We start from the raw sequence: 24,684 nt of genomic DNA on the forward strand, positions 1-24,684 counted from the left end.
GCAGGTGACGAGGGGTCAGAAAATCCAGCACCTATCCAGCGCGGTGAAAATTAAGGGGCCTGACTCCGAAGAGCCAGACCCCAATTGACCTGCAGTGGCGCAACGGGGCGAACTGTGACCCAGGCAACACCCAACTCATCCGTGGTAGCCGTTCGTCACAGTGCTGGGCAATACAGTCAAGTGCTGGACTCTGCCGACTACTCTCCGGCATCGTGCCTCACGCTGTCAGAGTGAGCCCCTCCACGGCGAGCGAGGCAACATAGCCCCAAATCGCCGGTTAGCCAAACCGGCGATAACGCGGAGTATTGACGGTCACCGCGATGACCGGCGCATGCGGTGTCCGTAGGCCCGGCACGGGCTACCCGCCAAGACGAAAGTAATCGGAATGCACACGCACATCGAAGAGACTCTGGGCCCTCGCTATAGCCCCGCTCACATCCGCGCCACCTGGGGCGGAACGGGGAGCGTGGAGGACGCCTCAAAGGCGCTGGGATTCTCACGGGCCAAGGGATACGACCTGATCCGCAACGGGCAGTTTCCGTGCCGTGTGCTACGCATCGGCCGTAAGACGCGTGTTGTCACGGCGTCCCTACTCCGCGTCCTCGAAAGCGGAGATCCGGAGTATAACGATGCCCGTGCCGAATGCCGCCCCACGCCCTAAGCCAGCTTCGACGAGGCTCCGCTTCCGGGGGTGCTTCGTCGTTCCAAGCGCGCCCTTTCACTACCCCGCTTTGAAGGCAGACTGGCCAGCCGTGTCACCGTCGCTGTCGTACCCCCACGCTACGGTGTCATCATCTTCAGTGAAGACGATTTACGGGATGGCGCCAGTGCAGCTCACCACCTGTTTCAACACGCTCCTCACGGACGCGGTCAACCTGAGCCGGCCCAAGCTCGACATGCTCGACGACCGAGTGGACAGCGTCTACCGAGCCCTCAAGTCGGACGAGGAGATCGGACACCTCGTCCTCGACAAGATCCCGCAAGGTTCGTGGGCGCAGAGGACCATCATCAACCCGGTCGGCGACAAGGAGTTCGATGCCGACTTCCTCCTTCTGATGGAAGAGAACCCGGACTGGCACGGCAGCCCCAAGACCTACATCGACAAGGTCTACGCGGCACTGGACCGCCACAGCCGTTACCGCGAGATGCCGCACTCGCGCAAGTGCCGTTGCGTGCGTCTGGAATACAAGAACCTGATGCACGTGGACATCGTCCCGTACGTCCAGCTCAGCGACGGCCGCGACGTCATCGTCAACCGGGACGACAACTGCTGGGAGGCGACGGACCCCGAGGGCTTCACGGCCTGGATGCGCAATCAGGACGACATCACCGGCGGGAACCTGCGCAGGGTCATCCGGCTGCTGAAGTACCTGCGCGACCACAAGAAATCCTTCACCGGAACCCGGTCGATCATCCTCACGACTCTGCTCGGAAACCAGGTCAGCGACGCCAAGACGCTGATCGATCCGGGCTACTACGCCAACGTCCCCACGACCCTGCTCCACCTGGTCCAGGACCTCAACACCTACCTGCAGGCCAACCCCAACAAGCCGTCCATCGCCGACCCCTCCGGGTCGGGCGTCACGTTTGACCACCGCTGGACCCAGGACACCTACGCCTACTTCCGCGAGCGGATCAGCGTGCACACGGAGGAGATCGAGGCTGCCTACCACCATGCGGACAAGGAGACCAGCATCGAGCTGTGGCAGGGTCTGTTCGGCACGGGCTTCAAGGAGCCCGACGCCCAGCAGAGGAGCGCGAAGTTCCCCGTCGCGGCCGCGTCCGTGGCCGCCGTGACGACGACGGGGCGGTCGGGGCGCGCTGGATGAGCAAGCGAAAGCCCGGGCGGTTCGGCGCTCCCACACCGTGGCAGAGACAGGCGCTCGCGGATCTCCGCGCGATCGGCGCCGAGCAGCCGGACACCCTGCGCGTGGTGGGAGTGCCTGACCGTACGGACGACGGCGCCCTGGCAATCACGATCGAGATCGACACGAGGGGGACCGTCTCGGTGGAGGGAGGGATTCGGCTTCAGCCGCACGAGCGGTTCGTTCTCCGCGTCCCGTCCTCCCCGCTGCTCCCCCCGCAGGTCGACGTCACGCACACCCGGTTCATCGGATACCCCCACGTCCTGCAGGGCCACCGGCTGTGCCTGTACCTGGACCCGGCGCGAGAATGGAACCCGGCAGGCGGCATCCGCTCCAGCCTAAACCGCCTGTGGGCCTGGCTCGGCGATGCCGCCGGCAACCGGTTCAACCCCTCAACCGCCCTCTATCACGCGGTCGGCGGGGTCCTGCATCAGTCCGCAGGAACACCCACCATCGTTGTGCGTGAACCCGTGCTCGGAAAGTGCGTCCAGGCCGCATACCTGATCCCAAGGACCGCTCAGCGCCTGGACCTCACCTTCACTCCACAAGAACCTCCCACGGCACGCCTGCCGGTCATCATCCTCCCCGCGCCCCTGCCAATGGGAGCCGGCACCACACTCGTCGAACTCCTCCGGCAGATCGATGCGCCACTCGCCAGCCGTGCCCCCACCGCCAGGCCGTTCGCGCCGGCCGTGCTGACCTCCCTCGCGACCAGCGTGGTGAGAAACGCTGAGGACACACCCCAATACCTCCTCCTGGCCGTACCCCACCCCGCCGGAGGCCCACCCCATCTGCTCGCGGGCCGAATCCCCGCAAGCGCCGCAAACGAACTCCGCAGCCTCGCAAGGCGCCAGCCCGGTTGCCTGAGCACTCTCACCCCCAGCGCGGTCAACCCGGCCCTCCCGATCGAGTGGTGCCGAGTGTCCGACGAACGGCATACCGTCACAACCCGCCGCGACGACAACCGCCCCGTCAACAGCTACCAGCACAAACACATCCACATCTGGGGCTGCGGAGGCATCGGATCCTGGACCGCCGAGTTCATCGCACGCGCAGGAGCAGCACGCATCACGCTGTGCGACCCCAGCGTCGTCACCGGCGGGCTGCTCGTCCGGCAGAACTTCCTCGAGACCGACCTCGGCGCGGCCAAGGCCGCCGCACTGGCTGACCGACTGCGTAACATCGACGACCGCCTGACCGTCGACATCGCCGAGGGCCTCGTCCCCGAGGACGCCGAACAGATCATGAACCACGCCGACCTCGTGATCGACGCCACGGTCAGCCTGGCCATCGGGCAATGCCTCGATGTCCTCGCCCGCACACCCAACCGCAAGGCAACCCTCGCCCAGATCGCCACAGACACCCGCACCGGGACACTTGGCATCCTCACCGTCTGCGCACCGGGAACCCTCCAAGGCCCCCACAGCTTGGACTCCCTGGCTGGCCCCTCGGTACTCGACGACCACCAACTCGAGCTGTACCACGCCCTGTGGCAAGAAGCAGAGCCCGACGACGAACTCATACCGACCCGCGGCTGCTCCGTTCCCACCTTCCACGGATCCTCAGCCGACCTCGCCGCCGTCGCCGCCACGCTCACCACGTTTCTCGGCATGCAGCTGGCCGCGTCGAAGTCGGGAACCCACCTGGTCGCTCTTCCACACGCCCGCAGCGGACCGCATCATCACTACGTTCCCCATGTCCCCTAGCCCGGCCGGTGCGGCCAGACCGAGCGCCCATACCCCATACTTCCGCTGCACGGCACCACAGCAACAGACCGGTGTCCCCGAACCAAGGCCCACGACACACTCAACCCCCGCCTGCGCCAAGAGGAGTCGACCTGTGGCACGCAAGTCCATCCCCGACATCGAGCGGCTCAAGGTCTGGGTCCGCGCCGGCGGACGATGTGAACTTTGCGGAACCTACCTTCTCGAGGGAAAACTCACCTATCAGGACTTCACCCTCGGAGAGCTCGCCCACATCGTGGGGCAGGACGCAACGCCGAAGTCACCGCGCGGCATGGACCCCCTCCCGAAGGACCAGCGCGACCTGGCTGACAACCTCATGCTGCTGTGCCGCGGTGAGCATAACGAAATCGACCGCAAGGGCTCTCTCGACGTCATGACGGTCGAACGGCTCCGGCGCATCAAGCGCGATCGGGAGGAGTGGATCCGGCGGCTGACCGCTCTTAACCCGGAAACCGGCACCGTGGTAATCCGGCTGATCGGACAAGTCCGCGGCCAGGAAGTCGAACTCACCAAGCCCACTGCCGCCGAGGCCGTCATCCGCTCCGAAGAGCGATTCCCCGACTTCCCCCTCAGCCTGCACGGCGACGGCTTCGAGATCGATCTACGACGCATACCCGGTGAGAAGGCCGGCGGGCCAGCGTACTGGGAACAGTGCCAGCAGCAAATCGATCGGGTCCTGGAACACAAGCTGGCGGAAGCGCTGCGTGAGGACTCAGTGCACCACGTGAGTGCCTTCGCCTTCGCCCGCTTGCCACTGCTTGCCTATTTCGGCTCCCGCTTGGACGACACATTCACCGTCTCCATCTACCAACGGCACCGCAGCACGGAATCCTGGTCCTGGCCCGACACGACGGACCGGATGGTGCGCTTCGTCACCGAGCCGCCTCTCTCTCCTGCCCCTGACGCCTCTGACGGAGTGCTGATATTGAACATCTCCGGATCGATCCAGGCAGAAGAGCTACCCCAACAGCTTGCCTTGCTTCCGCGCTGGACGATTCACCCGCACGACGTCACCCCGTCCGTCGACGTAATCAATTCCGTTCCCACGCTCAACGAGTTCACCTCGGTGCTCCGGCAACTGCTCTCCGAGCTGGAGGCCAACCACAAGAACCTACGACGTCTGCACATACTGGCAGCTATCCCCGTGTCAGCTGCGGTGACGCTCGGCCGTGTCCACGATGCCAACGTTCACCCCGACCTGGTCATCTATGACCGCACCGCCGGCCAGTACACGGCAGCGTTGCGCATCTCTTGACGGTCACGCACAAGGCGGCAAAAGCCTGCAGCAATGATTGCGTGCCCCAACTGCCGTGCGATCAGGACCTGCAGCACCGTGACCGCCGAGTTCCGCCAACTGTTGCGTAAGCGACTACGACTCCACAAAGGGCAGCACTTGCCTTACCCCGTGCTGCTCCTGGGGCGTCGCCGCGAGAGCGCACCGGTCGCGGCAAACCGTCGCGTTCCCTCGCAGGATTGACGCCTCGTACAGCCCGCGAAGCACGGTCGCCTCTCAAGCCCCTATAGCGGGGGCCTACAATAAGTCGCCTGAACTGCATTGTGGCACGACGCCCTGGCCCCCGGTCAGGTTCCGGGTTGCGGACAGCGTCCGGCAACGAGCGGCGTGTAGCGATGCCACAATTCGGTTCTGGCCGCGATTTCGTGAATGATCTTGGACTTCTGGCTTGGCCTGCCGAGCTCTTGCTCCCGATCGGAAGACGGCAGTGTTCTGAGGTGGCGGAGTCGCCCGCCGCCCCCGTGTCCAGCCGGGGCTCCCCGCCAAGGGCGCCTTCGGCGTCACTCACGCGATGGTGGCTTCGCCCCCGTGCTGTCAGTGCCGCCTCCTACAGTGCTTCCATGTCTGACAACGAACGGCCGCCGAACCGCAGGCTGGTGGTGGCCGTGTATCCCGCCGGCACCCACCTCGACTGCTCCCGCGCCTCCTCCAACGGGATGCGCGGCAACGTACGCGACGACCGGGACAACTCGCTCATCGGCCAGGCCGAACTCTTTGACGCCCCCGACCGGTACGCCGCTGGCTACCAGGACGGCTACGACCACCGGTCCCACGACGACGAGTTCCTCCGTTACCTCGCGGACTTGCTCGCCCGCGAGGTGGTCCAGTGGTTGGGGGACCTCGCTTTTGACGCGGCGGCCCGCGGCTACGCCACCGCCCGCCCTCGTGTCAACGCCTGGGTGCGCCAACGCGTGGACAAGCTGCGCAGCCGTTCACCGAGGGTCGCTGCAGCCACCCACCCCAAGCTCGCCCAGGAATCCGGTCCCGAGCACGTACCGCCGCGACCGGCCGCCGCGACCGCGGGCCACCACCGGGTGGACCCCGTGCTGCGCGCCGACCAAGGCGATGCCTGCGTGAACGCCGCCCTGGAGCGGATCAGCGCTCGGGCGGTCGAGGTCCACGGGATGGCCGCGCGCTACGCCGCGGACCTGCCTGCGGCCGATGCCGCCGACGAGGCCATGCGCCAGGCCGTGGCTGCGGCTGCGCCAGGACTAGCCGCCGCCGCTCTCCAACTCATCGCCTCTGACGAGGCGCTGGGCCTGACCCCTGAGCAGCAGATGTACATGTGGGAGCGTGCCGCCGAACTCGACCTCGCCGTGGTCGACGACCTCACTGGCACTCACACCATGCCGGCAGAGGACGTCGCGCTGCAGAGCCTTGGTGCGCGAGGGGCTAGAGGCTCGGCCAGCGAACCAACTCAGCCCTGATCGCTGTCAAGGCTCGCGGATCTCGGTGGCCGTCTGCCGGGATCGGCTGCCACGATGTGGCTGGCGAAGTCGCCCGCAAGGGTGCGGCAGCCCGAGAAGCAAGGGAGTCGTCCATGTTGCTGCGGCCCGGGGTCACCTGCGAGAAGGCGATCAGGTTCCTGGACGACCTGGTCCAGGGCGGCCTCAACGACGTCCGCAACTCCGTCCCGAACTTCGCCCAGCCGATGCTGGCGGGTGTGGAACCCTCGAAGCTGGCCGGGCCCGACCTGGTGGTGACGCTACGGCAGTACACCGAGTGGACCGCGACGACCGCCCGGCAACTGGCGGATGTCTTCGCCGACCCGGCGGTGCCAGCGCGGCTGCGCGGCGAGCACTACAGCCACATCGTGCGCAGCCCCCTGACGCCCTACCGAACCGCGCTGCTGCTGCACTGGGAGTTGGACGAGCTGGCGACGTACTTCATGGAACTGCAGAACCAGATGCGGCAGACCGTGGAGGAGTACCGCAGCTACCGGCAGCGTGTGCTGGTCGTGGACGCGAACACCCTGCTGCACTGTCAGCGCTTCGACAAAATCCCGTGGTCTCGGGTGTGCGGGAAGGGCCCGGCGACGCTGGTGATCCCGCACGTGGTGGTGGAAGAGATCGACACCAAGTCCTACTCCGAGGGCAGCGAGAAGATCAGGAAACGGGCGCGCGGGGTCTACGAGCTGCTGGGCGACGTCCTCAAGGGGCTGTCCACCGAAGGTCGCTTCGAATTGCACGACGGCACCGAGGTCCAGGTCCTACGCGACGAGCTTGGGCACCGACGCCTGCCGAACAACGACGACGAAGCCGTGGCCCGCGCGGCCCACCTGCAGCAGGCCATAGCACCGCGTCAGATCACCGTCATCACGCGCGACAACGGGATGCGCGGCAAGGCCATGACCTGGTGCCTGCCCTGGGGCTTCCCACCGGACAAGTACCTGATCCCCGAGGACGGCTTCGGTGCGAAGCACCGAGAGGCGAATCTCGCGAGTATCAGCGTCGACGTCCCCGAGGACGGTGACGACACGTAGTCCCGCCTTGGGACCGCGGCCTTCCGTGACGGCTACGACCGGTGCTTCATCGGCCCGTGCCTCCGAGTAGATCGTTCACGGCGCCGCAGTCAGAACCGTTTTACAAGGCTCTGGCCGCGGTTCCGCGAAGCCACGGAAGACGTGTGTGGACAGGCGGTGCATGAAGTTCAGAGACTCCCGGGTGCCCTGTGGCGGCGAATTGACCTATGACATCGCGAAGTTGCTCAAGGAAGTGGCGCAGACTGGCGGCCACGGCATAGCACTCGTCGTTCCAGGATGCAGTCCTGGACATGTGGACCGTCCGTTAGCCGCGAGAGAGTCCTGGTGTCGCGCGTCGCCCTGCGGCGTCGTCTCGCTCAAGCGCAGCGCGAAATCCGTGCAGCCGGTTCGCGGATGGATGATCCATAAGAAGGGCCCTAGTCGATCCGGCCGTTCCTGCTCCCGCACTCACATGACCCGATCGCGCTGGGGAGGGTACGCACCCCTCGTGCAGACGGATGAGCGGGTGCGATCGCAAATCAGGCACCCGAAAGAGTCACAGGCACACGGACCGCACGAGTCACCGACCGCATCGTGCGCGCCAGCGCGTTCGAACTCACAGAGAAGCCGCACCGAAGTACTCCGGTGCGGCTTCACCCTCTCACGGATCCGCGCAGAGATCTCGTCAGGACCGACCCCGGTGGGGCCTCGCCGTATCACCCGCGTATCACACGGCAATCACCAACTGGGCGGCCCTTCCCGGACCAGGAGGCTCTGACCTGCGCTTTCATGCCCCCGCTGGACTGGCGTAGACGTCCCTGGACGGTCTTTACAACCTGTGCCATGTGGTACCCAGTGAGGGACCCAAGATCAGGACCGGAGCGTCTTCTGGCCCGTCAAAGCGGTATTGCAGGGTGTTCGGGGGTGTCTCACTCACGCCCCAGACCCTCTCACGTCTCACGGACGCCCCTATAACGCGGGGATGTGGGAAACCGGTCTGACCAGGTGGAAGACCTCGCGGGCGGCATATCGCTTGAGGCATCGGATGATCTCACGCCGGGTCTTGCCCTCCTGGGTGCGGCGTTCGTAGTACGCCTGGGTGCGCGGGTCGTGGCGCAGGCGGGTGAAGACGATGCGGTGCAGGGCGGCGTTGGCCTGCCGGTCGCCGCCCCGGTTGAGGCGCCGGTACTGCCGACTACCCGAGGAACGCTCGACGGGGCTGACCCCGCACAGCGCCGCGAAAGACGCCTCACTGCCCAGGCGTTCCGGGTTGTCCCCCACCGTGATCAGCAAAGTGGCGGCCGTGTCCGGACCGGTGCCCACCACCTCGAGCAGCTGCGGAGCGTGGCGCTCCACCAGCCAGGTCAGGCGGCCTTCCAGTTCCCGGGACATCGTCGCTGAGCTGCCCGATGCGCCGGGCCAGGAGTCCCAGGGTCACGTGGGTGGCGTGGAGCACCGATCCCTCGCCGGCCTCATGGTTCAGGCTGTCGTCGACGAGCCCTGCGCAGGTGCGGAAGAGCTCTGCATTGCCCAGTCCGGCCAGTTCCTCCCTCAGCTATTGTGCGCTCACCACCGCAGCTCAGGATCTCTTCGCGCCCGGGTCAATCGCTGCACACCGACCTGGTGGGTCATCGGAAGGATGTCAACCTGAGCGATCTTCGGAAAACCCGAGGTCAGATCCCATTTCCTGGCCCATCGCCATGCATGCGGGTGCCCAGGGAGTCAAACGGGGCGTCACGGCCGACAGTCCGCCCTTTCAACCCGGTCGCTCCAGCCTTCGCCAACATCCTGATCGACGCGACCGGCGTCCTCCTCGGCCAACTCCCGCTCAATCGCGACCGGGTGTGGCTGGTCGTGCGAGACGCGGGCCTGACGGATCGGCAGGTGGGCGACTCGTGGTGGAACGCTCCCTGTCAGCCGACCTGCTGCACCTTGATCGCGTCGCTCACCCGAACCGTCCCGGCTGCAAGGACGTCCAGGTAGACACCGAGCACGATGCCGGGATCCGCCGGGAGTTCGTGGACGGTCGAAGTACGCGTCAACTGGCCCGAAGACCGACCGCCAGCGTCAGTTCAAGGACCCGGTGTGGCGATGCGAGATCCGGAAACAGCTCCCGCAGTTGCGACATCCGGTACCGGACTGTCTGGGGATGGACGAACAACGCCGCCGCCACCTCGTCCCGCCTGCCTTGGTGCAGCAGCCACGCCCGCAACGTCTCCTCCAGCCGCCGTGCGGTCGCGACAGGCAAGGTGCGCAACGGTGCGAGGGTTCGGGCACGCAGGTCCGCGTACGCGTCAACGTCGGCGCTCAGCACCAGCTCGGGCAGGTGGTCCTCGGTGTCGCGGATATCAGAGGAGAGGGAGCGCGCGCGTGCGGCTCGTGCGTACGAGGATGACGCACGAGTCCATGGCCGGGCCGGGCCGACCACGGCGGTGCGGTCGGTCAGCTGCCGCACGAGATGTGATCGGTCGCCATCGGGGACGAGCAGCACACCGGTGGCGTCCGGCAGATCGTCGAGGACGAGGGTGCTCGGGTCGAGCGCGCGGTAGGCGGGCCGGGCCTGGGGGGCGGGCAGCAGGACGGCCGTCAGCGTAACCGGAGGCTGCCATCCGGCCCGTTGAGCAGAGGCCAGCAGCACGTCCGGGCTCGCGCCGGCGAGGAGGTCGCGGGCCAGGTGTTCCAGGTGGCGCTCGTGGGCCCTGCCCCGGGCGGCCAGTTCGTCGGCGTGGCCCGCGGCGCTCGCGGCGGAGAGCTCGTCGATGTAGGCGAAGGTCAGTTCGGCGAACTTGGCGACCTCGGCGGCGGGCAGACCTGCGGACACGGCGCCCGCTGCCAGGCATCGCCAGGCCACGCGGGCGCCGACGCGGTAGGCGCTGAGCAGGGCGTCCATCGAGCGGCCGTCGCGCACCTCGCCGCGGCCCAGCTCGTAGGCCGCGTCACCGCCGTCGCCGCCCGTGGCGTTCCCGCTCGCGAGGTCCAGATAGTGCCCGAGGGCGGTGCGAACGGCTCGGCGGATGGTGCCGCCCATGTGGCCCGAAAGGGCGTTGGCGTAGGAAGGGACCTCGTCGATGATCGCCTGGACGACCTCGTCTGCGGTGGTCTTCAGCGCGGCCCGAAGTGCGGTGACCGTCGTCTCATCCAGGGCCAGTTCGCTGGCCCTCTGGGTTAGACGACTCACGTTTTTATTCCCTGCGAACAATTCCACCCACCAGATTCACGTCCTACGGTCAGGACTTTACGCCCTGAGACGCAGCAAGCTGGAGTCATGACGAGTGCAGCCCTTCGCAGCAGGGCGTGGAAACTGCTGGAGATGGTCACGACGCCGCTGCTGCCGTCGGACTACCTCGACCTGGTCAGCCCACTGCGCGCGGGCGCCGACCTGCGGGGGCGCATCGAGGCCGTGCACCCCGAGACGGATGACGCCGCGACTGTCGTGATCAGGCCGGGACGGGGCTGGCGCGGCCACACAGCCGGTCAGTACGTGCGGATCGGGGTCGACGTCGACGGCGTACGCCTGTGGCGTGCCTACTCCATCACCTCGCCGACGAACCGCCAGGACGGCCGCGTCACGATCACCGTGAAGGCGATCCCGGACGGCAAGGTCAGCAACCACCTGGTCCGCAGGGCGAAACCGGGCACGCTGATCCAGCTCGACCAGGCGACCGGAGACTTCGTGCTGCCGCAGGCCAAGCCCGCCAAGGTGCTCTACCTGACGGCCGGCAGCGGCATCACGCCCGTGATGGGTATGCTGCGCGACACCGAGTTCGACGATGTCGTCATGGTCCACTGCGCGCCACAGCCGCAGGACGTGATCTTCCGCGACGAACTGCACGACCTGGTCGCGGACAAGAAGCTGCGGCTCACTGAGGTGCACACCGACACAGACGGCATGCTCGACATCGCCCGTCTCGACGAACTCGTGCCCGACTGGGCCGAGCGCGAGACCTGGGCTTGCGGGCCCGCGGGCCTGCTCGACGCCGCCGAAGAGCACTGGACCGAGCACGGCGTCCAAGAGCGCCTGCACACCGAACGCTTCCGCCCCGGCATCGTCGCCGCCGGCGACGGCGGCGAGGTCACGTTCAGCGCCACCGGCAAGACCGTCGACGCGGACGGCGCCACGCCGTTGCTGGACGTCGGCGAGGAGGCCGGCGTGCTCATGCCCTCCGGGTGCCGCATGGGCATCTGCTTCGGCTGCGTCACGCCGCTCAAGGCGGGCGCCGTCCGCGACCTGCGCACCGGCGAGATCACCGAGGCCGAGCCGGGCGTCCTCATCCAGACCTGCGTGTCCGCCGCGGCGGGACCCTGCGACATCGAACGGTAGGAACACCTTGACCGCCATCGACCCCACCGCCCACCTGACCGCGGAGCAGATCGAGGAGCTCGGCCGCGAGCTGGACGCGATCCGCGACGAGGTGATCGCCGGCCGCGGCGAGAAAGACGCCGCCTACATCCGTAAGGTCATCTCGGCGCAGCGCAAGCTCGAGCTGGTCAGCAGGGGCGTGCTCCTGTTCTCGATCTTCCCGCCCGCGTGGCTGATCGGCACCGCCGGTCTGTCCGTGGCGAAGATCATGGACAACATGGAGATCGGCCACAACATCCTGCACGGCCAGTGGGACTGGATGCGGGACCCGAAGATCCACTCCACCACCTGGGAATGGGATCACGTCTCGCCGGCCGACCAGTGGAAGCACTCGCACAACGAGCTGCACCACATCTACACCAACGTGATCGGCAAGGACAACGACCTCGGCTACGGCATCATGCGCGTCGACGAGGACCAGAAGTGGCACCCGTTCCACCTCGGCCAGCCGCTGTGGAACTTCATCAACGCCTGCTTCTTCGAGTACGGCATCGCCGCCTACGACCTGGAGCTCGGCAAGAATCTGCACAAGCGCCGCCGCAAGAACCCGGAGTTCCGCGCGCGGGCCAAGGCCGTGGGCCGCAAGATCCGCAAGCAGGTGCTCAAGGACTACGTGATCCACCCGCTGCTGTCGGGCCCGTCGTTCCTCCCCACGCTCGCCGCCACGTTCACCGCAAACCTGGTCCGCAACCTCTGGTCCCACTCCGTGATCATGTGCGGGCACTTCCCCGAGGGCGTGCAGGTCTTCGAGCGCCGGTCGATCAAGGACGAGACGCGCGGCCAGTGGTACCTGCGCCAGATGATGGGCTCGGCGAACATCAGCGGCAGCAGGGCCATGCACTTCATGACCGGCAACCTGTCGCACCAGATCGAGCACCACCTGTTCCCGGACCTGCCGAGCAACCGGTACGCCGAGGTCGCGGTGAAGGTGCGCGCGCTGTTCGAGAAGTACGAGCTGGAGTACGTCACCGGGCCACTGCCCAAACAGGTGTTCTCCGCGTGGCGCAAGGTCTTCCGGCTCTCGCTGCCGAACAAGAAGACCGAGGTCAAAACGCCGGACCGTGAGCAGGAGCTCGTCGCCGCCTGATTGTTACAAGCGCCTGGCTCACGCACCCGAGGTCAGGCGCTCTTGTCCGCAGGCTCCGGAATCGCCACACACTCCACGTGATGCGTCATCGGAAACACGTCACAAGGTGTGTGGACGGGAGGAGAATCTGCAGATCACATGGGGTTTTCCTGCCTTGGGCGCGGGCTGTGAGGCGGCCGGAGCGTCAAATGAGCGTCATGTCTGACGGACTTTCTCTCCTCCTTCGGCCGCTGCTGGAGGTGCTGCGGGATGCCCGCGCAGCGCTCACCACCGGGCCGCCCGGGCCGACCCGGTGGGCCGGTGGGCCGGTGGGCCGGTGATGAGGCTGGACATCAGGACCGACTCGTCGCCGGGTTTCACCTGGTGCACATCGGCGTCCGCCCCCGGACGCCTGCCCGGGTGTGGCTCAGGCGTCGATGATGACGGGGATGATGAGGGGCTTGCGGCGGTGGGTGCGGAACGCCCAGTTCGCGACGGCGCGGGCGAGGAGTTGTTCGAGTTGGCGCGCGTCCCCGACACCTTCCTCGGCCGCGGTGGCCAGGGTCTTCTCGATGACGGGGATGACCGGCTCGAAGGTGGCGTCGTCGTGGACGAAGCCCCGGGCCAGGAAGTCGGGGGCCTCGGCGAGGGCGCCGGTGTCCGCGTCGACGATCGCCACCACCGTGACCACGCCTTCGGCGGCGAGGGTGAGGCGGTCCTTGAGGGACGCTTCGGTGGCGCCGCCGACTTCCATGCCGTCCACGTAGACGTTGCCGGCGGGGACCTTGCCGGTGATGGACGCGCGCCCGTCGACCAGGTCGACGACGACGCCGTCCTCGGCGATGACGACCCGTTCGGGGTCGACACCGGTACGGATGGCGAGGTCGGCGTTGGCCCGCAGGTGGCGCCATTCGCCGTGCACGGGCATGACGTTGCGGGGTTTGACGATGTTGTAGCAGTAGACGAGTTCGCCGGCGCTGGCGTGCCCGGAGACGTGCACCTTGGCGTTGCCCTTGTGGACCACGTGGGCGCCCCACCGGGTGAGTCCGTTGATCACCCGGTAGATGGCGTTCTCGTTGCCGGGGATGAGGGAGCTGGCGAGCAGGACGGTGTCGCCCTTGCCGATGCGGATCACGTGGTCGCGGTTGGCCATCCGTGACAACGCGGCCATCGGTTCGCCCTGGGAGCCGGTGCACACCAGAGTGATCTTGTGGTCCGGGAGCTTCTCCAGCTCCTTCGTGCTCACGACCAGACCGGAGGGGACCTTCAGATAGCCCAGGTCACGGGCGATGCCCATGTTGCGGACCATCGACCGGCCGACGAAGGCGACCTTGCGGCCGTGCTGGTGAGCGGCGTCCAGGACCTGCTGGATGCGGTGCACGTGGCTGGCGAAGCTGGAGACGATGACCCGGCGCGGCGCGGTGCGCATCACCTGCTCGATCGCCGGGTTCAGCTCACGCTCGGAGGTGGTGAAGCCGGGTACTTCGGCGTTGGTGGAGTCGGCGAGGAACAGGTCCACGCCCTCCTCGCCGAGGCGGGCGAAGGCGCGCAGATCGGTGATGCGGTCGTCGAGGGGGAACTGGTCCATCTTGAAGTCGCCGGTGTGCAGCACCATCCCGGCCCGGGTACGGATCGCGACCGCGAGGCTGTCGGGGATGGAGTGGTTGACCGCCACGAACTCGCAGTCGAAGGGCCCGAAGCCACGCCGGTCGTTCTCTCGTACCCGCACCGTGCGCGGCCGGATTCCGTGTTCCTTGAGCTTGGCCTCCAGGAACGCCAGCGTCAGCCTGGAGCCGACGACGGGAATGTCGGACCGCTCCCGCAGCAGGTACGGCACGCCGCCGATGTGGTCCTCGTGGCCATGGGTGAGTACCACGGCCACGATGTCGTCCAGGCGGTCCCGGATCGAGGAGAAGTCCGGCAGGATCACGTCCACACCGGGCTGGGTCTCCTCGGGGAACAGCACGCCGCAGTCGACGATCAGCAGCTTGCCCGCGTGCTCGAAGACGGTCATGTTGCGGCCGATCTCACCCAGGCCGCCCAGGGCGATGACCCGCAGCCCTCCTTCGGGAAGGGGCGGGGCGGCTTTCAGCTCGGGGTGCGGATGACTCATACCCTGACGGTACCCGGAGAGCGGGACGGGGTGATCCATTACCTCCTCGCGACAGGGTCGGGGCACCACAACGGTGTCCGGGGACGATCTGATGACACCGGCGGCCGGACAGGGAGGGGTCAAGGCGGGGTCCGGCCAAGGTGAGCTCAAAAGCCGCCACGAGATGATCTTGGAGTCCTGAAGGCGGCTGGTCAGGATGCGGTGGCCATCGCGCGGGCGAGCGGCGCCAGGTTTCCGTACAGGGCGGCGTGCAGGGCGGCCGCGAGTTCGTGGGCCCGGCTCTCGTCTGCCACGTCGTGCAGTACGAAGTAGACCGGCCCCGCGGAGGAGTCCGAGCGGATCTCGCCGGCGCGGATCATCTGGATGACCGCGGCGCGGATGGCGTCGTACACCGAGTCGGCGACGGCGTGCTGCGGGGCGGTGATCATGTCGGCCTTCACCGTCCAGTGCTCGCCCAGAGACTCGATGGCGACGAAGACGGCGTCCTGCTCCTTGGCCTGCCGGTACGCCGCTTCGAAGGCCGCCATGCCCGTCGCGTCGGGCATGAGGTCGGCGGGGTAGGGAGCCGGCAGCGGCTGCATGAGAACCATCGTGCCAGGCGCGCGGGACGGCACGGACGTCGACGCGGCAGGCGTGTGCCTCACTGGGCCTGGCGGGCCACCGATGGGCAACCGGCGCGCTGGCAGGTCTCCGGCCCGGGACTGGGGAACCGTCTTGGACAGTGAAGGACCCCAGCGTGGTGATCGCCGGGGTCCTTGCCCTGTGGCAGTCAGGGGCGCTCGCTTCAGGGGCCGATGGTGGGGTCCAGTCGGTGGCGGGCCGGGAGCGTCGTCCGTGTCTTCGTGCCGGCGTTCGGTCAGGCTGAGTTCTTCGACTGCGGCTCGGGGCCCTGTGTGCGCATTTGCTCGTTGATGCGCTGCGCTTCTTCGAGTTGGTCTTCGAGGACGATGATGCGGCAGGCAGCTTCGATGGGGGTGCCCTGGTCGACGAGTTCGCGGGCACGGGCGGCGATGCGCAGCTGGTAGCGGGAGTAGCGGCGGTGGCCGCCTTCGGAGCGCAGAGGTGTGATCAGGCGGTGTTCGCCGAGGGCGCGCAGGAAGGCGGGGGTGGTGCCGAGCATGTCGGCGGCCCGGCCCATGGTGTAGGCGGGGTAGTCGTCGTCATCGAGAGGGGTGACGGCGCGGGAACTGCCAGGGGGCATAGACCTCTTCTTCCGGGGGACGCGTCGGGGGGCCCGGGCGCCGTACTGGCACCCGGGCCCCGAGCTTTCAACACCATCTACCGGCGAACTGCGCCGGCCTTGTATGTCCGCAAGGTCCGCCTGGGAGGGCGGGACTGCGGGGATCGCGGATGCGTGACCGGGGACCACCTTCCAATCCGGGGCCTGCGGTACCCGGGCGGACTGCTTCCTCGCCCGGGCGATCCTGATGGCGTCTCGCTCCTTACCTTCGGTTACTCGGTGATACTGCTGGATTTCGCGGGTACTGCTCACGACTCTCTTGGGCCGTGTCCCGCTTGACCTGTCGGCATGGCAGTTCGTGTCTGCCGTGCCCACTTCGACTTCCTGGGTACGACAAAGACAGTAACCCTGCGACGGACCAATGTCTACTGTCGTCACGACAGGTTTTCTCCATGGTCAGTGTCTGGTTCTTCCGTAGATACACTCGGAAGAGTGCTGTCCCCGGGTTGCTTCCTGGCTCGGCGACCACATGCTGAGCCTGGAGGCACAAGACCGATCCAGGGTGGGGCGACAGCGCATGACCGCCGGGGAGACCGGCCTTTACATCGGTACAGCCGTTCGCGCTGAGATTGATCACGGCCCTGAGTTGAGGGCTGCCGCCGCCCCCGGGCCGCCGAGGTACGCGCGCCAAACGGGCCATGGGATGATCTTGGCCCGTGAGTGATCCGCAGGGTTCCGGTGTGCGCGGAGGCCGGCCGACCCGCTTCCATGAACGACGGCGGGAGGCTGGCCGCAGCAGGGGGCCGCGGCGGCGGTCGTTGGAGGAGTCTGCTCAGCGGGCGGCCGACGGCCTGGAGGGCGTTGGTTGGCGGGATCGGCCACCGGCCCGGCGGCGGACTCTCCATGAGGTAGCCGAGCGGGGCGCCGGCTACCTGGCGGCCCGGTAGACACCTGCGGCAGGTTCCGGCGCCCAGGGACGGTCACAGCAGGCGGCCGGCCGGATGTCCGCCGGGGTCGTCGGCCAGCACGATGGCGGCCCTGACGACGGCCTGCTGCGGCAGTACTGCCCAAGGGCACCGTATGTCCCGCCACACCCGCGAGGACCTGGACGCTGCCGCCACCGAACTCAACAGCCGCCCACGCAAAACGCTCGGCTGGGAGACCCCAGCCGAGCGTCTGTCTGAACTGCTCGCCGCCTGATCAACTCACCGCCTGGAATTCGCCCACGCCGGTGGGGTCTCACGGTTCGGTTCGGCTCACACCTGTCCGTACGTCAGGCGGACAGGGGGAGCGCCGAGCGTTGCGGAAGCCGGCCCGTACGGGTCGGCCAGGGGCGCAGACGCGGCGGTAGTGCGGGTGCGACAGGTGAATCCGAGTCGGGTCATGGCCCTGAGGACTTCGCCGGTGCTGAAATCACGGCGGTCCTGACGGGTGATGACCTGGCCGACCTGTTTGGCGGGGTAGTGGCGTCGTCCGATGATGACGAACTCACCGGTGACCAGCTCAGGTGTGACGCCCTTCATCGATTCCACCACGCCGCTCTTGGTCAGGTCGAACGGGAAGCGAGCGATGACACAGCGCATGATGCCTCCAGGGAGAAGAGAAGACGGGGCCGGGTAGGGGTGACGGCGGTTCAGCGAGAGAGGGCTCGGACGCCCAGAGCGTTGCCGTGTCCGTCGACCACGGGCGGGGCCCCGAGCCGGCGGCAGCGCATCGCACGCTCGGCTTCGGCCCTCGTGGCCAGCGGCGAGGCGAAGGGCCCGATGACGTCGGCGATGTCCCGCAGGCGGATCCGGTCCGTGTATCCGGAGCCGTCACGAACGGCCGTGAGCCGGTCCCGGGTGACCAGGCCGGTGCGCAGACCGTCCTCGTCGCAGACGACCAGCTGACCCGTACGGGCGGCGGCCATCACGGACAGTGCCACCTCCACGGTCATGTCCTCCCAGACCTGCGGTCCGGCCACGTCCGCGGGATCGGCCGCCGTCTGCACGGCGTTGGTACGTGTTGAGCGGAACTGCGTCCGGTCCAGCGTCAAAGGGTGCCTCCTGCGAAGTTGGGCGGGCTTCCTGACACGAAGGTTCTATGCCGCCGCACCGGCGGTGGACTGCCGTACGAGCGCGCGGCGGGCCGCCGAGACGGGGCGGCGCCGACCGCGTGAGGTGGCGCCGCGCTTCTTGGGGCGTTCGACCACCGGTGCGGTGATGACGACCGGGATGCCGGAGGGGGCCTGGGCGCCGGTGATGCGGTGCAGAGCCTCTTCGCCGACGCGGACCTGGGTGGTCTGCGGGACGATGCCGGCCGCTGCCATGAGGCGGGTCATGCTGCGGCGCTGGTTGGGGGTGACCAGGGTGACGACGCTGCCGGACTTTCCTGCGCGGGCGGTACGGCCGCCGCGGTGGAGGTAGTCCTTGTGGTCGGTCGGCGGGTCGACGTTGACGACGAGGTCGAGGTTGTCGACGTGGATGCCGCGCGCCGCGACGTTGGTCGCTACCAGTACGTTGACGTGTCCGGTCTTGAACTGTGCCAGCGTGCGGGTGCGCTGGGGCTGTGACTTCCCGCCGTGCAGGGCGGCGGCCCGTACCCCACTGTTCAGGAGGTGTTCGGTGAGGCCGTCGACGGCGTGCTTGGTGTCGAGGAACATGATCACGCGGCCGTCGCGTGCGGCGATCTGGGTGGTGGCCGTGTGCTTGTCGGCGCCGTGAACGTGGAGCACGTGGTGCTCCATCGTCGTGACCGCGCCGGCCGAGGGGTCGACGGAGTGCACGACGGGGTCGCTGAGGTAGCGGCGCACGAGCAGGTCGACGTTGCGGTCGAGAGTGGCGGAGAACAGCATGCGCTGCCCTTCGGGGCGGACCTGGTCGAGGAGGGCGGTGACCTGCGGCATGAAGCCCATGTCGGCCATCTGGTCGGCCTCGTCGAGGACGGTGATGGAAACCTGGTCCAGCCGGCACTCGCCACGGTCGATGAGGTCTTTGAGGCGTCCCGGCGTGGCGACGACGACCTCGGCGCCACCGCGCAGCGCGCTCGCCTGCCTGCCGATCGGCATTCCGCCCACCGCCGTGGCCAGCCGCAGCCTCACGGAGCGGGCGTACGGGGCGAGCGCGTCGGTGACCTGCTGCGCCAGCTCACGCGTGGGTACGAGGATCAGCCCCAGCGGCTGCCTGGCCTCGGCGCGCTGCCCGGCCGTACGGGCCAGCAGCGCCAGCCCGAAGGCGAGGGTCTTGCCGGAGCCGGTGCGGCCACGGCCCAATACGTCCCGGCCGGCGAGGGAATTCGGCAGGGTCGCGGCCTGGATCGGGAAGGGTACGGTCACGCCTTGCGAGCTGAGCGCAGCCAGCAGTGCCCCTGGCATGTCGAGATCGGCGAAGCCCTCCACGGCGGGGAGCGCGGGTGTGATCGTCCTGGGCGGCGCGAACTCGCCCTGGACCGCGGCGGGCCGGCGGCCGTAACCACCGGAGCGGCTCGGCCCGCCGGAGCGGCTCCTGGCCGACGAGCCGAATCGGCTGCCGCCCCTGCCGGAGTCGGTACTGCCGTTACGGGTGCGGGTGAAGCGGTCGTTCGTGCGTGTGCGGTTCATGCGGAACCTTCCTCGATGCGGCACATATCAAGGAATTCCCGCAGCGATGAGCAGCACAGAGAATTGCAAGAATGGACCGGTGGAATGCGACAGCGAATCTGACCGACGGAAAATCCGTGCGGGCACAGGCGCTGGAATGAGTGGCGCGAAGCGAACGCAATGTTCGGGCGTCCGCCGCTATGAAGCCATGACGGGTGCGTACACCCCTGAAGGATGCTCCGTATGCGCTGAGCCTACGGGTTTCCCGGTTGTCGTCCGCAGATGAAACCGCTGCGGAAAATGCGAGTAGCTGGGGCCCGCACCCCGAAGGACGCGGGCCCCAGCTACAAGTACGCGACCGTCGGCGTCAGGCAAGAACGATGTTCTCGGCCGTCGGGCCCTTCTGGCCCTGCGCGATGTCGAAGGTCACCTTCTGGCCCTCGATCAGCTCACGGAACCCCTGGGCGGCAATGTTCGAGTAGTGGGCGAACACGTCAGCGCCGCCACCGTCCTGCTCGATGAAGCCGAAGCCCTTTTCCGCGTTGAACCACTTGACAGTACCAGAAGCCATGTCATTTCTCCTTCGGGGCAGTGCATCGGGATCCGCACTGCACGGACCCCGTGTCGCCGCGATGATCACCCCGCCGGGAAAAAGACCGGACAACAAAAGTGCTTCCAGTGGCACACGCGCCGCCCGGAGGGCACTTGAAGTTTTGGGAACCACAACTGCAACTGAGATCGACAGTAGCACAACGAAGTGGCCTGTGTACGGTGAATAATCCCACCCCCACTTGATGCGGTAGAGAATCTGTCTGCCTGTCCCGTTGAAACCTCAGCTCGCGGGCACAGATTTTGGGTTGCGTCCTGGGAAGTGGTGTACGGGTTCCCACCTGATCCGGGTGTTTGGCCTGGCGCGGAGTGAGGGCCCGGATATGAGAACGGCCACCGGCTGATCTTCGAGTTGTCGAAGCTCGAAGGAGATCAGCACGATGACCGCACCCGACTCGAGCCAACCGCATCTGGGCCATTCCCCCAGGCGAGTCCCCCGGCTACGCCCCGCCCGCAACGCGCGCACGGGCATGCGCACGTCGCGGGCCACTGCTCGGGACGCGCGAGCGGATAGCGCGAGTGCCCGTGAAGCGGCTAGATCACGGGACTCATCGACTCAGCCGCCGCTCTTGCGCCTGAACGACCGCTGGCTCGCAGCCGGGCCGTGCGCCGAACGCACCTTCGATGCATCGGACTTGGCGGCAACATCAGCGGCATCCGCCTGCGCACCGCGCTTGCGCGCCAGGGCTTCGCGGAACTTGCGCTTGAGGTCGTAGTTGCCGTCGCTGTCCGGCTCCAGAGGGGACGTCTCGGGGGCAGCCGGCTCCGAACCTTCCGTAGATACGGGCTCTGCGGTCATGGTGATCTCCTGGGTTCGGGGGTGGGCAAGCACAGCTTGTCATGCTGGGCGCAGTGCGAGGCGCCGGCAACATCATTGCTCCGTTTCGGCGGGTATCCCTCTCGCGGCCAAAGGCGTTGACTTCGTAGGTGAGGCGCACATGACGGCTTCGCGCCGGGCCGAGGGTTGCCGATCCCGTGGCCAGGCTGCCAGGGCAACGGCTCTCAGCCGTTGCGACGCACGAGGGCGGCCCTGCGGGCCTCGGCGAGCTTGCGGGCCTCGCTTGCCTTTCGGGACTTGCCGCCGGCGCCGCGGGAGGTGCCCTTGCTGGTGCCGAGGCCGCGGAAGGGAGCGTTGGTGTTCTTGGGTCGGGGGAGGGCGGGCCCGCCGTCGAGCGGGATCCCGGAGGGAGTCTTGGCGCCGGTGATCCGGCTCAGCTCCGCCTCGCCCGAGCGCACCTTGGTGACGGTCGGCTCGATGCCGGCCCCGGCCATCATGCGGCTCGTCTCGCGGCGCTGGCCCGCCAGCACGAGCGTGACCACGCTGCCGGACTCACCGGCGCGGGCGGTGCGGCCCGCCCGGTGCACATAGTCCTTGACGTCGGTGGGCGGCTCGACGTTGACCACGAGATCGAGGTCGTCGACGTGCAGGCCACGGGCCGCGACATTGGTCGCCACCAGAACGGTGATCTGGCTGTTCTTGAACTGCTCCAGGGTCCGTGTGCGCTGTGGCTGGGACTTGCCGCTGTGCAGGGCCCCGGCGTGCACCCCGCTGGCCCGCAGATGCCGGGTGAGCTGGTCGACGGCGTGCTTGGTGTCGAGGAACAGCAGTACACGGCCGTCGCGGGCGGCGATTTCCGTGGTGACGGCGTAGCGGTCAGGGCCGTGGACGATCAGAACGTGGTGCTCCATCGTCGTGACCGTGCCCGCGGCCGGGTCGACCGAGTGGACGACGGGGTCGTGGAGGTAGCGGCGGACCAGTTGATCGACGTCGCGGTCGAGAGTGGCCGAGAAGAGCATCCGCTGACCGTCGGGGTGCACCTGCTCGAGCACGTCGGCAACCTGCGGCAGGAATCCCAAGTCGCACATCTGGTCGGCCTCGTCCAGCACGGTGACTCTCACCCGTCCCAGGCGGCAGGCGTTGCGCTCGATCAGGTCGTGCAGGCGTCCGGGGGTGGCGACGACCACCTCGGCTCCCTGGCGCAGCGCGGCGACCTGCCGGCCGATCGACGTTCCGCCGACGGCCGTGGCGATCCGCAGCCGCAGTGCCTCGGCGTACGGCGCCAGCGCCTGGGTGACCTGTTGGGCCAGCTCCCGGGTAGGCACCAGGATCAGAGCGAGGGGCTGCTTCGGTTCCGCGCGCCGCCCGGCCGTCCGTGCGAGCAGCGGCAGGCCGAAGGCGAGCGTCTTGCCTGATCCGGTGCGCCCACGTCCCAGGATGTCGCGTCCCTCCAGGGCATCGGGCAGTGTGGCGGCCTGGATCGGAAAGGGTTCGCGCACCCCGAGTTCGCTAAGTGTCCGCAGCACCTCCGTCGGCAGTTCCAGACCGGCGAAGGTGACGGCCGGGAGCAGCGCCGGGGTCGTTGCCTCGGGCTGGGCGGGACTGCCGTGCGCGATGCCGGAGTCATTGGGATGCTTCATGAACAGCCTTCCGCAAGGGAACGTACCGAGGAAGGCCCGGCAGGTTTGAACAGCCCACGCACAAGCCGAGCGGAACAGGCAGAATCGCCCACCGCGACGACCACGCAAACGCGTGAGACTAACACACGGCATAACCTCGCGCCGCTGATACCGATCGCCCCTGTGTACGGGTGCTGGCAGCGGGTCGGCCTGGAACAACCGTTCCCCTTGAAGAACGGCCCCACCCCACGGGCGAGCTGTCGAGCCACGCATCGAGCCTTACGAGCGGGGCGCCGGGCGGGGCAGCAAACCCCTGCTGCGGGTGCAGGTCAGCAAGCCGGACGCCGTCCGGCCCGATGCTGACCATTTGCTGACCCGGACGCGGCGATCAACGCTTCGACCCACCCATGACCACCGCACCCGCCAGCCCCGACCCGACCATGGAAGCCATAAGCCAAGCCGGCACCGAAGGCCGAGCCGGTGACCTCGCTTCCGCCCGCCAGAAGCTTCTGACCCTGTGGTTCGCGGTCGGTGTCACGGGCGACCCGCCTCACCGCTGCTCTCTCGCCCACCACCTGGCAGATCTCCATGAAGCTCCCGGAGCGCGCGGCGTCCAGCGGCTCCTGCAAACCGGCCACCACGCAGCGAAACCGGTGCCTCGCCAACCGGCACACCGCGTCATTCCGAAGAAACGCGAAACTCGAATTCGGGACGGTCCCACGGCACGGCGGGCGGGTTCGCGTACGCGGTCCCGGTCCGCACTGCACCAGCGCGGTGATAGAACCCCTCGGCGGGAAGATGCGACACGACCTTGACACGGTCGAGCCCGGCGGCACGGGCCTCGGACTGCATGTGCGCGACGAGCAGCCGTCCAATACCCCGTCCTTGCGCTTCGTCGGCGACGAACAGCAGGTCGAGCTCCGGTGGAGCGAGGACGAGCGAGTAGAACCCGAGGACCCGGCCTCCGTGTTCGTCGGCGCCGACGGCCACAAAGGTGCGGTGGGCCTCGATGTAATCAGGACCGACCCGGTAGCCCGCGACTGCGGCTGCGTACTTACCCGCGTAGGCGCCTGAGCCACGCACGAGCCGCGTGAGCCGTTTGGCATCCCGGGCGACGGCTCTCCGTATCGTGATCGGCCGGCCGATCGGGAAAGTGCGTGAACTCATCGGGAGAGTATTCCGCACCGGGGCGTGCCGTCGTGCGGCGGGTCGGTTGCTCGGTCAGGATTCCTGACCGCTCCCGGGGAGCGCCTGCCCGGGCCCCGATCGACGAAGTCACTGCCGCCGCATCGGCCGCATGCCGACAGCAACGGGGACGCCCGAACCGCTGCGGAGGAACCGGAGAACGGGGTGTTCAACCGCTGCTTCTCCTGGGCCTGCCGCAGCGAGGGTCAGCCTGTGCAGGACGACTTCAGGCCGGCCTCGTGAGCCACATCAGGAGACACTGGGCTTTGCGTCAGCAAACGGAAGTGTCCTGGTTGATCGCACCAAGCCCCTGGGGCGTGTGTTGCGCATCGGAACGGACGGCCCCGCGACGGGGGCGTGCGCCCGCAACACCTGCGCGCACGGCGGTGTTCCCGTTGACGAGAGCACATCGCACCGTGCTCCCCGCCGGCACGGGTGGGGCCGACCGTCAACAGCGTGGTCCCCAAGATGCCGAACCCGGCCACGGGCCGCTTCGTCGAGCCGCAGGCAGCGGCCGACGCGGTCGTGCGGCTCGCGTCGCCGCGCTCCGCCGGCACCACGGGCGCCGAGTTCGTCGTGGACGGGGGGGCTGCCCAAGGGGCTCCGAGCACGCCCGCGAGGCGGGGACGGCACGCTCCGGATGCCCGGTGCCGGGGCTGCGCCGGGTGCTCGGCGGCCGGCTGGGGATCGAGCCCGCCCTGCGGATACGCCGCCTGTACCGGGCGGTCCTGGCCGGCGGCTCGGCGTCGGACGACCCCGTCGTCCACGGATGACCGCCCCTCCGCGTCTGCGACCCCCGCCCCGGGACGGTGTTCCTATCGGTGCCGGACGACAGGGCCGAGCAGCTGACCGA

Annotated in this window: 21 protein-coding genes and 3 pseudogenes; 11 read left to right on the plus strand and 13 right to left on the minus strand. The window is 68.0% G+C overall.

Translation table 11 applies throughout. The features are described 5' to 3' along the window. Nucleotides 1-385: 385 nt before the first annotated feature. From AC5WS8_RS29680 to AC5WS8_RS29705, 6 genes are all read left to right on the plus strand, one after another. Nucleotides 386-661 (plus strand): helix-turn-helix transcriptional regulator, encoded by a 276-nt coding sequence (locus tag AC5WS8_RS29680; protein WP_451576485.1) that lies wholly within the window; start codon nucleotides 386-388, stop codon nucleotides 659-661. Nucleotides 662-818: 157 nt separating this feature from the next. After that, a complete protein-coding gene (locus AC5WS8_RS29685) occupies nucleotides 819-1,829 on the plus strand; it encodes an SMODS domain-containing nucleotidyltransferase (protein WP_496106583.1) in 1,011 nt (336 codons plus the stop codon). Further along, nucleotides 1,826-3,571, plus strand: coding sequence for a ThiF family adenylyltransferase (locus AC5WS8_RS29690; protein ID WP_496106584.1), 1,746 nt, complete (start codon nucleotides 1,826-1,828; stop codon nucleotides 3,569-3,571). Before AC5WS8_RS29685 ends, AC5WS8_RS29690 begins: the two co-directional genes overlap by 4 nt. A gap of 133 nt (nucleotides 3,572-3,704) precedes the next feature. Then, nucleotides 3,705-4,865: an SAVED domain-containing protein gene (locus AC5WS8_RS29695; protein ID WP_496106585.1), complete on the plus strand. Its 1,161-nt coding sequence runs from the start codon at nucleotides 3,705-3,707 to the stop codon at nucleotides 4,863-4,865. Between the two features lie 599 nt (nucleotides 4,866-5,464). After that, a complete protein-coding gene (locus tag AC5WS8_RS29700; protein ID WP_496106586.1) occupies nucleotides 5,465-6,331 on the plus strand; it encodes a hypothetical protein in 867 nt (288 codons plus the stop codon). 113 nt (nucleotides 6,332-6,444) lie between these two features. Continuing rightward, the gene (locus AC5WS8_RS29705) at nucleotides 6,445-7,386 is read left to right on the plus strand and encodes a PIN domain-containing protein (RefSeq protein WP_496106587.1); all 942 of its coding nucleotides are present in this window, start codon (nucleotides 6,445-6,447) and stop codon (nucleotides 7,384-7,386) included. A gap of 948 nt (nucleotides 7,387-8,334) precedes the next feature. On the opposite strand, the pseudogene AC5WS8_RS29710 reads toward AC5WS8_RS29705, so the two are convergent. From AC5WS8_RS29710 to AC5WS8_RS29720, 3 genes and pseudogenes are all read right to left on the minus strand, one after another. After that, nucleotides 8,335-8,920 (minus strand): annotated as a pseudogene (locus tag AC5WS8_RS29710) (transposase); the annotation flags it as partial. Between the two features lie 358 nt (nucleotides 8,921-9,278). After that, a complete protein-coding gene (locus AC5WS8_RS29715) occupies nucleotides 9,279-9,407 on the minus strand; it encodes a hypothetical protein (RefSeq protein WP_267911787.1) in 129 nt (42 codons plus the stop codon). Then, nucleotides 9,404-10,543, minus strand: a complete 1,140-nt coding sequence (locus tag AC5WS8_RS29720) for a PucR family transcriptional regulator (RefSeq protein WP_496106588.1) — start codon at nucleotides 10,541-10,543, stop codon at nucleotides 9,404-9,406. Before AC5WS8_RS29720 ends, AC5WS8_RS29715 begins: the two co-directional genes overlap by 4 nt. Nucleotides 10,544-10,630: 87 nt before the next feature. Here AC5WS8_RS29720 and AC5WS8_RS29725 point away from each other — a divergent pair, with 87 nt between their 5' ends. Both AC5WS8_RS29725 and AC5WS8_RS29730 read left to right on the plus strand, forming a co-directional pair. Further along, a complete protein-coding gene (locus tag AC5WS8_RS29725; protein WP_496106589.1) occupies nucleotides 10,631-11,686 on the plus strand; it encodes a ferredoxin reductase in 1,056 nt (351 codons plus the stop codon). A 7-nt stretch (nucleotides 11,687-11,693) separates the two neighbouring features. Continuing rightward, nucleotides 11,694-12,812, plus strand: a complete 1,119-nt coding sequence (locus tag AC5WS8_RS29730; protein WP_496106590.1) for a fatty acid desaturase family protein — start codon at nucleotides 11,694-11,696, stop codon at nucleotides 12,810-12,812. A 406-nt stretch (nucleotides 12,813-13,218) separates the two neighbouring features. Here the strand turns inward: AC5WS8_RS29730 and AC5WS8_RS29735 are convergent, their stop codons facing one another. The 3 genes from AC5WS8_RS29735 to AC5WS8_RS29745 all read right to left on the minus strand — a co-directional run bounded on the left by AC5WS8_RS29735 (nucleotide 13,219) and on the right by AC5WS8_RS29745 (nucleotide 16,105). Then, complete coding sequence (locus AC5WS8_RS29735) at nucleotides 13,219-14,904, minus strand: ribonuclease J (protein WP_496106591.1); 1,686 nt, start codon at nucleotides 14,902-14,904, stop codon at nucleotides 13,219-13,221. 191 nt (nucleotides 14,905-15,095) lie between these two features. Beyond that, entirely contained in the window at nucleotides 15,096-15,485 is a 390-nt protein-coding gene (locus AC5WS8_RS29740) for a hypothetical protein (RefSeq protein ID WP_496106592.1), read from the minus strand. Nucleotides 15,486-15,760: 275 nt separating this feature from the next. Continuing rightward, nucleotides 15,761-16,105, minus strand: coding sequence for a MerR family transcriptional regulator (locus AC5WS8_RS29745; protein ID WP_473884799.1), 345 nt, complete (start codon nucleotides 16,103-16,105; stop codon nucleotides 15,761-15,763). A gap of 1,022 nt (nucleotides 16,106-17,127) precedes the next feature. Between AC5WS8_RS29745 and AC5WS8_RS29750 the strand changes: the two are divergent. After that, nucleotides 17,128-17,284 (plus strand): annotated as a pseudogene (locus AC5WS8_RS29750) (IS30 family transposase); the annotation flags it as partial. Nucleotides 17,285-17,340: 56 nt separating this feature from the next. Here AC5WS8_RS29750 and AC5WS8_RS29755 read toward each other — a convergent pair. The 6 genes from AC5WS8_RS29755 to AC5WS8_RS29780 form a co-directional block, all read right to left on the minus strand. Further along, nucleotides 17,341-17,667 carry an SCO5918 family protein gene (locus AC5WS8_RS29755; RefSeq protein ID WP_496106593.1) on the minus strand — a complete coding sequence of 109 codons (327 nt, stop codon included), beginning with the start codon at nucleotides 17,665-17,667 and terminating at the stop codon, nucleotides 17,341-17,343. A gap of 50 nt (nucleotides 17,668-17,717) precedes the next feature. Beyond that, on the minus strand, nucleotides 17,718-18,119 hold the full coding sequence (locus AC5WS8_RS29760) for a CBS domain-containing protein (RefSeq protein ID WP_496106594.1): 402 nt from the start codon (nucleotides 18,117-18,119) through the stop codon (nucleotides 17,718-17,720). Nucleotides 18,120-18,164: 45 nt separating this feature from the next. Beyond that, nucleotides 18,165-19,661, minus strand: a complete 1,497-nt coding sequence (locus tag AC5WS8_RS29765; protein WP_496106595.1) for a DEAD/DEAH box helicase — start codon at nucleotides 19,659-19,661, stop codon at nucleotides 18,165-18,167. Between the two features lie 346 nt (nucleotides 19,662-20,007). Next, nucleotides 20,008-20,211 (minus strand): cold-shock protein, encoded by a 204-nt coding sequence (locus AC5WS8_RS29770; RefSeq protein ID WP_043505040.1) that lies wholly within the window; start codon nucleotides 20,209-20,211, stop codon nucleotides 20,008-20,010. 594 nt (nucleotides 20,212-20,805) lie between these two features. Further along, entirely contained in the window at nucleotides 20,806-21,048 is a 243-nt protein-coding gene (locus AC5WS8_RS29775; RefSeq protein WP_053663526.1) for a DUF5302 domain-containing protein, read from the minus strand. A gap of 203 nt (nucleotides 21,049-21,251) precedes the next feature. Next, on the minus strand, nucleotides 21,252-22,667 hold the full coding sequence (locus AC5WS8_RS29780; protein ID WP_496106596.1) for a DEAD/DEAH box helicase: 1,416 nt from the start codon (nucleotides 22,665-22,667) through the stop codon (nucleotides 21,252-21,254). Nucleotides 22,668-23,053: 386 nt separating this feature from the next. Between AC5WS8_RS29780 and AC5WS8_RS29785 the strand changes: the two are divergent. Next, nucleotides 23,054-23,245 (plus strand): annotated as a pseudogene (locus tag AC5WS8_RS29785) (hypothetical protein); the annotation flags it as partial. Nucleotides 23,246-23,324: 79 nt separating this feature from the next. Here the strand turns inward: AC5WS8_RS29785 and AC5WS8_RS29790 are convergent. Continuing rightward, on the minus strand, nucleotides 23,325-23,813 hold the full coding sequence (locus AC5WS8_RS29790) for a GNAT family N-acetyltransferase (protein WP_496106597.1): 489 nt from the start codon (nucleotides 23,811-23,813) through the stop codon (nucleotides 23,325-23,327). A 665-nt stretch (nucleotides 23,814-24,478) separates the two neighbouring features. On the opposite strand from AC5WS8_RS29790, the gene AC5WS8_RS29795 reads away from it, so the two are divergent. Continuing rightward, a complete protein-coding gene (locus tag AC5WS8_RS29795; protein ID WP_496106598.1) occupies nucleotides 24,479-24,604 on the plus strand; it encodes a hypothetical protein in 126 nt (41 codons plus the stop codon). Nucleotides 24,605-24,684: the final 80 nt, after the last annotated feature.

Source organism: Streptomyces sp. PTL18, from assembly GCF_059510295.1.